This is a genomic window from Halomonas sp. BC04 (assembly GCF_000568385.1).
In genome coordinates, this window is record NZ_AZQX01000106.1 from 1 (window position 1) to 7,330 (window position 7,330).

Here is a 7,330-nt window from a genome sequence, read left to right on the forward strand (position 1 = left end):
TGATCACACTCGATAATCAGCGAGTGATCGGCAAGGAATACCACATTCAGAACGTCAACAGTTATATCAGCCGATTGAAGGGCTGGATGGGGCGCTTTCATGGGGTGGGGACAGCGTACTTGCCGAATTACCTGGCATGGCGGCGGTTGTTTGAAACGGCGAAGCCAGCCGAGGAGTCGTGGCTACGCGCGGCGATAGGCGCCGACCAACAACAGATACCAACATAGCCACATACCAACAGTATTGGAGAGAAGCCACCATGCCACCGGAGCACCTCATTCCTGCCCACCCTGACCCGGCTACCCAGGCCCTGCCGTACCCGCTGGCACTCGGCCGCGCGGGACTTTCCGGCTTCCCATCGCCTGCTCAGGATTACGAAGGCCGCACGCTCGACCTAAACGAACGCCTGGTAAAACACCCTGCGGCCACGTTTTTCATGACGGTCACTGGCGACAGCATGGTGAACCTGGGCATCCACGAAGACGACCTGCTGTTGGTGGATCGCTCCATCAATCCGCGACCCGGCCATATCCTGGTCGCCATGGTTGATGGCGAGATCACCGTGAAGCGCTATGAGCTGCTCGGCAACCAGCCGCATCTCTGCTCGGGCAACCCCCGCTATGCGCCGATCCCTCTCAGGGAACTCGACTGCCAGGTGTGGGGCGTGGTGCGTGCGGTCATTCACGAGTACCCGGTATGACGCTGATCGGCCTGGTGGACTGCAACAGTTTCTACGTCAGCTGCGAGCGCGTGTTCCAGCCGCGACTGGTTGGCCGCCCCGTTGGCGTGCTTTCCAACAACGATGGCTGCGTTACAGGTCAGCAGCAGTGCCGAAATAAAACACTGCAGCACGTGCAATGGTGACAGAACGAGCTACATTCAAGGAATGGCTACTCTCGAATTTATCCCATACACACCAGAACGCCCTCAACTTCGGGAGCGATCGGTCCATTGGGTTCTAGAACAACACTTCCCGCCTATAGAGAGCCTTCCAGTCATTTTTTGGAGTAGCGGTGAGTTCTGGGTTGAAGCAAATTTATGGGCGCTAGAACTCACCAAAACTAGTTGCGAAATCAAGACTGTAATCTCAATCATGCAGGGTCTACTGACCTATGCCAAGTGGCTTGATAGCGAAGACATTGCTTGGTGGCATTTTCCTCAGCGATCTTACGAGCGTTGCCTAAATCAATATCGAGGAGCGTTGATCGATGCTCGAAACCGAGGAGAACTAGCACCTTCTACGGTTTCACACCGTATGTCTGTAGCAATTCGTTTCTATCGGTGGGTGCATTCAAAGTCCTTATTAACAACTGAGAATCCGATGTGGCAGGACCGTACTGCTGTCATTAAGTACCAAGACTTTACGGGGTTTTCCCGAACGATACAGGTCGCTACGACGGATCTCGCAATACCCAATCGAAAACCGGCTGGAGTCTTGCAGCTTGAAGGTGGGCTTATGCCAGTTACACTGGCTCAGCGCAAGGATATTCTTTCATACGCTAACAAGCACTCTCCAAAAGAAATCGTGCTTATGCTGCGATTGGGGTTCGCAACTGGGATGCGCCTAGGATCGATATGTGATCTAAAGGAAGAGACTATTGAAAATGCTGTGCCAGCCTCTATTTCCGGCTTTTACCATCTTTCAATAGGACCTAATGCTTTACCAAAAGTCAAAACCAAAATGGGAATTTCTGGACGTGTCCTAATTCCATGTCAGGTCCTTGATGAAGTTAAAAGATACCTATGGTCTACTCGGAGACTGCTGCGGAAGAAAGAGGCAGGCGTTGAGCATACAGCACTTGTCTTTTTAACGGGCGGCGGGAGGCCCTACGAAGATGCATTTGGAGGACACTCAGCAATCAATACTGAAATGTCTCGACTTCGCAAACTAGCAGAAAAAGAAGGGATTACAGCTTTACGCAACTTTAAGTTTCATCAATCTCGTGCCACCTTTGCGACCATGTTAATGATGGCAGCTCTAGAGGCATTTCCTGAGGTTTCCACTGCAATAAAATTTGTCCGTGATGCGTGCTTACACAAGAACGATGCGACGACACTAGAGTACCTCAAGTTTGTCGAAGATACTAAAGCAATGAAAGAAGCCTCGGAGAAATTTACAGCTTTTTTCATGGGTATCGCTGATATGGACGAATATGAGAATGACGAATGTATCGCACAATTATAAATAAAAAAAATTCCTACCGCGTAGGCCAATCAAACTTGTGCCTCCCGGAGATTGCTGTTGGATCCCACGGTACAATCTGGAATTTGGAACCTTGGCTCTACAAAGGAGGTGCTGGGATAAATCGCATGCTGGTGGACGATTATATCAAGCTGGGGAGGCTGGGCAAACCGCTGAGTGAACGATTAGAACTCATCGAAAAACTTCACGAAAGGTTTAAAACTCTTCTAGTTATTGGGCGAAGTCATCATTATGTGAAAGAACTCCTATGGAGCACTGTGAAATTCATCGTTTGGAGCGATGAATATGGCACCAAAGCATTAAGATTAGAAACCGCTGAGCAAGCGTACTTGGAATGGGCTGAACACCTATGGCACCGGGCAAATATTAAGAGAGATTTGAAGAAAAACGTAGCGTATGATCAAGCCGCAAAGATAGCAGGAATACTGCTCTATGTATTGAATCTTAAAGTTGATGAGCGGGTAAGCTCCAGCAATATTTTAATTAGAAAAACCCGACTAAGGAAAGAAAGAGGCAGGAGTCGGAAAGCTGACAAGTCCAATTTGGCCAATGCGGCTATTTTCGGACATTTCCTAGTTAGCCTATGTGAAGCCCTAACTGTTGAAAATATTCGAGGCCCTCTCCCATTTGTACTTCGCTTGCCGAATGGTGTTGAGCGACGTTGGCCTGCGGGGATGTCAAAGAGTCTCGAGGAAGTTTCGAGTAGAGATATGGCGTCTCGGCTAAGGCTGCGACAAGCTCTGCAGCCGCATCAGCAGATAATAGATAACATGCACCGCGCAGCGATGGCTAACCTACGTATTGAAGCTGAGCTAGCGATATTTGTCGCTCAAACTGGAATGAATGCCAGCAGGCCTTGCGTCTTGAATGCACGAAACTTCGATGGAAACATGACGACGAAGATGTACTGGCGTTCAAAGTCTACAAAAAGCGTCGGAATGGGGAAGCATTGTTCCGAGCCTTCAGGGAATATCGTCGCTGGCTTAATCGTTATTTGACTTGGCGGGATGAGGTTGCCCCATTTGACGAACGACTTTTCCCATTCATTAATAATGCAATAGCTCCGCCTGAAGACAAGCGTCGATGGTCTTATGCGTTGAAAAATATATGCGAAACCGCGGGTGTTTCCCACTTTCATTTGCAGAGCATTAGAAAATTTAGACAGAACTGGTTGCTAAGACTCACTGGCAATACTGTTCTAAGCGCCACTATGGGCGCGCACGCTAAGCAAACCCTAATTCTCGAATACGAAGAACCCCATCACCAGTCAGCTTCAGCCAGAATTAGCCAGTTTCACAAGAAGAATGATCCTTCTCTATCAGCAGGCCCTGGACTCTGCGTTAACTCAGATCTATTACCACCAACTCCTGAGCAAGGCATTCATTTAGCCGCCCCTATACCTGATTGCGTCAGCCCTGAAGGGTGCTTGTTCTGCATCTATCATCGAGATATTCTTGAAATCGACTATGCCTGGAAGCTGGCCTCTCACGCTCACTTAAAGAGACTTGAGCGTGATGATTATGAACGCCCCATTAAAAGTAAAACGAAGCCACATCCAGCTGATGTAGTAATCGATCGGATTGAGGGTAAGCTTTTAGCATTGGCTGACCGCAATAAAGACTGCGCTGCTTGGGTAAAAGAAGCCAGGAGTCGTATTTGGGAGGGACGATACCATCCCGCATGGGAGGGCTTTATCGAACTATGGGAGCTGCTGAAATGAGCGTGCGGCCTTCAGATCCATACCTACCCGGTCTCGTCGCCCCCGTTGCAACACAGGGGGCTTTGAATATAAAGCCATCTTCTTGGCCTCCTCTTGATGACTGGCCGGTTAGCGTAGATACCAACGGGTGTGTGGTTAGTCAATTTTCTGACCACATTTGGGATCTATCTCCTTGGAATGGAGCTTCCCTGTCATTGACTTTCAATGACGGGCCAATACTCACTAAACGCCAAGATCGCATCGATCCAACCAACGCACGCTTATTACGCATCATTGCAGCGTATTGGCTGTACGGCCAAGATTCAGTATCGAAACCGAGAACACTAAAGAGCATGATAAATGCTTTAAAGCCGATTTTCGCACTTTGCACACGCCGCGAAATTAGCGCTGATGAACTCTATCGACACCCTCACGTGACAAGAGAATTTATAAATTCACTCCGAGGAAAGATAGGCACGGCGCGCATCCTTACTGAACTTTACCGTCTGTGGTACCAACGTGATGCCATAGGTTTTGTCGTGTTGAACGAAGAAGCTCTCGAAGAGTTGGCCGTTGTTGTGTCTAAGCGTGAGTCTGTCCAGTATGCGTATATTCCGCCGAGAATTTGGACTTACCAGAACCTTAGGCTTCGTGAATGTCTTGATGATTTCATTGAGCATCAAGAGGGCGTCGAGTCGTGCTTCGGCTTCTGTATGAAAGCTTACATTCAAAACGCTGGATCGTCGAAGGCAGCGTTCGAGAGTTTTTCTGGTCATTGGTTACCGTTTATGCACCGAAATCTGAACCGAAAAATCCCAGGAAAGAAGTATTTTGGCCGATTTCGTATAACCGCTGAACGGTTTGGTATCGCTGATTTATTGGACAAATGGGTTGGGCTTAGCGATAAAAAAGGAATCCTGGCATTCTCTTCATACTTGTCTCTAATCAGCTTCGTAGGCCTTGCGTATATTATGAATTTTAGTTTGATGCGGCGTGAAGAAGGAGCCAGCTTGAGGGCCAGCTGTCTCAGTTTTGAGCGAGATAGCTTAGGTCAGGATATATATCTGATTAATTCGGAAACAACTAAGACTCAGGATGATGATGATGCTAGTTGGATTGTTTCGGAGTCAGCAGTTTGCGCAGTAGCGGCGATGCAAAGCGTTGCTAAACTAAGGATTTCTGCTGCGGAATCCAATCCGGCTGTTACATTGGCCGAAAAGGATGTCAAAAACCCCATTTTGCAAACTAGAAAATATGAACCATGGTCAAACGAAAACTCTCAAAGCAGAAGGGGGAAGAAACAAGTACAAAGTTTCGGCTTGTTGCTGGATGCATACCCAAAATTACTGGATCCCGAAGTATTGCGAATTACTAAGAGCGATATGGAGATCGCCCGTGAACTCAACGATCATTTACCTCCAGATTCTTTCGCTGTCGGGAAAGCCTGGCCTATTAGCTGGCACCAGTTTCGACGAACGGGGGCTGTCAATATGATGTCTTCCGGCCTGGTTACTGAAAGCGATCTCTGCTATCAACTAAAGCACCTTAATCGACTCATGTCTCGTTACTATGCCAATAACTATCGGTATCTCCAAGCTGCATTGAATCAGCAGGCAGCTGGTGCTTATATTGCCGTGGCTTTCGAGATTCTAGCACGGAAAGCAGCACAGATGTTATCCGACGATCATATCTCTCCGCACGGTGAAAAGCGTAAGGCTCAAATCTTGGAAACAATAAATAGCAAGGACCACGGCCAACTCGTAAAGCAAGCCAAGGTTGGAAAATTGAACTACCACGAAACCTTTCTTGGAGGGTGCAGTAAGCCGGGCACCCCCTGTCCGCTTGGTGGAGTAAGCAATATTTCTAGTTGCATGGGATACGGCAAACACAAGCCCTGCGAATGGGTTACTCTTAACCGAACCAAAAGGCCCGTTATTGCTCGGCTGGTTGATGTGCTCAATGACCGAATTAAGCTTGAGGATGAGAACATAATGCTCAACCAATCTATCAAAGCGCAGATTGAATCTGCCTGTCGTGCGCTGGAGGTCATAGATGCCAGTTAAAAAAAGTGCGGGCCGTGCTGAAGTGATGTTTCGTGAGGCCTTTAATCGTCTCAAAATGCACAAGCCAGATCGGCTCCCTAAAGGCTCACCTGTCTCGCAGAACAATGTCGCAAAAGAGGCAGGAGTAGATCCTTCCGCATTGCGCAGCGCTAGGTACCCTGAGCTTAGCGCAGAAATTAAGAGATGGGTTCGAGAGCACCCTCAAGAAGGTCCACCGAGTATACATAAAACAACTCTGTCTAAGCGTGCTGCTACGCGCAAACTACGCGAACGTATCGAAGCGCTGACCCTACAGCGTGACAAAGCGGCTGCACGACTCGTGAATGCCGAGGCCGAAATTGTTCAATTGATGAATCGTGTTGCTAGTTTGGAGGCGAAACTACCCCAATCTAACAAGGTGTCTAAACTTTCGCAGCCCTAAACATGAATAAAACAAGCTGTGTATTAAACATCTCACGTGGCGAGATCCCTAGTATGTAACTCGCCTACGAACCCTATCCGTCAACGTAGTTGTCACCTAAACGGATTGAGAGGTGATCAACGTGCGTTACCCCGCAGAGCGTAAGGAAGCCATCCTCAAGAAGATGGCGCCGCCCATCAGCATGACCATCCCGGAACTGGCCGAGCAGGAAGGCATCACAGCGACAACTCTCTACAATTGGCGGAACCAGGCCAGAGCACGAGGACAGGTTTTGCCATCACGTTCGACCCAGCCCGACCAGCCAGGAGAAGTTCCAGATTGTCCTGGAGACTGCCCCGATGAACGAGGCCGAACTCAGCGCCTATTGCCGCGAGCGTGGGCTCCACCCCGAGCAGGTGGAAGCCTGGCGGGGTGCCTGCATGAACGCCAACGACGATGCGGCAGCGCAGGCCAAGCAGCTTCGTCAGGCGCGTAAGGCGGAGCGGAAGCGGCTCCGCAAGCTGGAGCGGGAGCTGCACCGCAAGGACAAGGCCCTCGCCGAGACAGCGGCGCTGCTGGCCCTGTCAAAAATAGGGATCAGGCATCACGCATCGCCCTGTCTCGCTTCACCTTTTTCCTCTGCGGGTGCGGACAGCTAATTTCCTTTAGGGTTTACCTGTTGCATGCGGTTGGCTTTGTCGAGAATACTGTATAAAACGGGCTATGTTGGTATCTGTTGTTGGCGTGCTTTAAAAATACTGTATAAACTACTGTATATCCAGTTTGCCTCTGGAGCACGCCATGAAACAAGCAGACCTCAAAGCCCTTGAGCAGACCCTGGCAAGCCTCCCTGTTGATCTCAAGAAATACCTGGCATATCAGATCCTTGGGCAAATCAGCTCACAAGCGAATACTCTGCTCGACACCGCAAGATCTCCACCTTTCATGCCCGCATGTGGCGCTGA

7 protein-coding genes and 4 pseudogenes are annotated in these 7,330 nt (G+C 49.3%); all 11 read left to right on the forward strand.

All coding sequences use genetic code 11. From position 1 onward, the window contains the following. Nucleotides 1–227 (forward strand): annotated as a pseudogene (locus Q427_RS07580) (IS1595 family transposase); the annotation flags it as partial. Between the two features lie 32 nt (nt 228–259). After that, nucleotides 260–700 carry a LexA family protein gene (locus Q427_RS07585; RefSeq protein WP_043512554.1) on the forward strand — a complete coding sequence of 147 codons (441 nt, stop codon included), beginning with the start codon at nt 260–262 and terminating at the stop codon, nt 698–700. Nucleotides 701–702: 2 nt separating this feature from the next. Continuing rightward, a pseudogene (locus tag Q427_RS31075) lies at nt 703–813 on the forward strand (Y-family DNA polymerase); the annotation flags it as partial. 73 nt (nt 814–886) lie between these two features. Next, nucleotides 887–2,185: a site-specific integrase gene (locus tag Q427_RS07590; RefSeq protein ID WP_043512557.1), complete on the forward strand. Its 1,299-nt coding sequence runs from the start codon at nt 887–889 to the stop codon at nt 2,183–2,185. A gap of 125 nt (nt 2,186–2,310) precedes the next feature. Further along, entirely contained in the window at nt 2,311–3,201 is an 891-nt protein-coding gene (locus Q427_RS31080; protein ID WP_155833479.1) for a hypothetical protein, read from the forward strand. Then, complete coding sequence (locus Q427_RS31085) at nt 3,153–3,923, forward strand: hypothetical protein (protein ID WP_155833480.1); 771 nt, start codon at nt 3,153–3,155, stop codon at nt 3,921–3,923. The genes Q427_RS31080 and Q427_RS31085 overlap by 49 nt, the downstream gene beginning before the upstream one ends. After that, the gene (locus Q427_RS07600; RefSeq protein WP_155833481.1) at nt 3,905–5,965 is read left to right on the forward strand and encodes a hypothetical protein; all 2,061 of its coding nucleotides are present in this window, start codon (nt 3,905–3,907) and stop codon (nt 5,963–5,965) included. The genes Q427_RS31085 and Q427_RS07600 overlap by 19 nt, the downstream gene beginning before the upstream one ends. After that, complete coding sequence (locus Q427_RS29880) at nt 5,955–6,386, forward strand: hypothetical protein (protein WP_081785880.1); 432 nt, start codon at nt 5,955–5,957, stop codon at nt 6,384–6,386. The genes Q427_RS07600 and Q427_RS29880 overlap by 11 nt, the downstream gene beginning before the upstream one ends. A 121-nt stretch (nt 6,387–6,507) precedes the next feature. Then, nucleotides 6,508–6,660: pseudogene (locus Q427_RS36745) on the forward strand (transposase); the annotation flags it as partial. A 64-nt stretch (nt 6,661–6,724) separates the two neighbouring features. After that, nucleotides 6,725–7,024 carry a hypothetical protein gene (locus Q427_RS33560; protein WP_231613516.1) on the forward strand — a complete coding sequence of 100 codons (300 nt, stop codon included), beginning with the start codon at nt 6,725–6,727 and terminating at the stop codon, nt 7,022–7,024. 142 nt (nt 7,025–7,166) lie between these two features. Next, nucleotides 7,167–7,330, forward strand: a pseudogene (locus Q427_RS31090) (IS1595 family transposase); the annotation flags it as partial.

What these genes read in the sequence shown, in the direction of transcription:
- Q427_RS07585 (WP_043512554.1), top strand. Translation starts at nt 260, where the DNA reads ATGCCACCGGAGCACCTCATTCCTGCCCACCCTGACCCGGCTACCCAG.
- Q427_RS07590 (WP_043512557.1), top strand. Translation starts at nt 887, where the DNA reads ATGGCTACTCTCGAATTTATCCCATACACACCAGAACGCCCTCAACTT.
- Q427_RS31080 (WP_155833479.1), top strand. Translation starts at nt 2,311, where the DNA reads ATGCTGGTGGACGATTATATCAAGCTGGGGAGGCTGGGCAAACCGCTG.
- Q427_RS07600 (WP_155833481.1), top strand. Translation starts at nt 3,905, where the DNA reads ATGGGAGCTGCTGAAATGAGCGTGCGGCCTTCAGATCCATACCTACCC.
- Q427_RS29880 (WP_081785880.1), top strand. Translation starts at nt 5,955, where the DNA reads ATGCCAGTTAAAAAAAGTGCGGGCCGTGCTGAAGTGATGTTTCGTGAG.
- Q427_RS33560 (WP_231613516.1), top strand. Translation starts at nt 6,725, where the DNA reads ATGAACGAGGCCGAACTCAGCGCCTATTGCCGCGAGCGTGGGCTCCAC.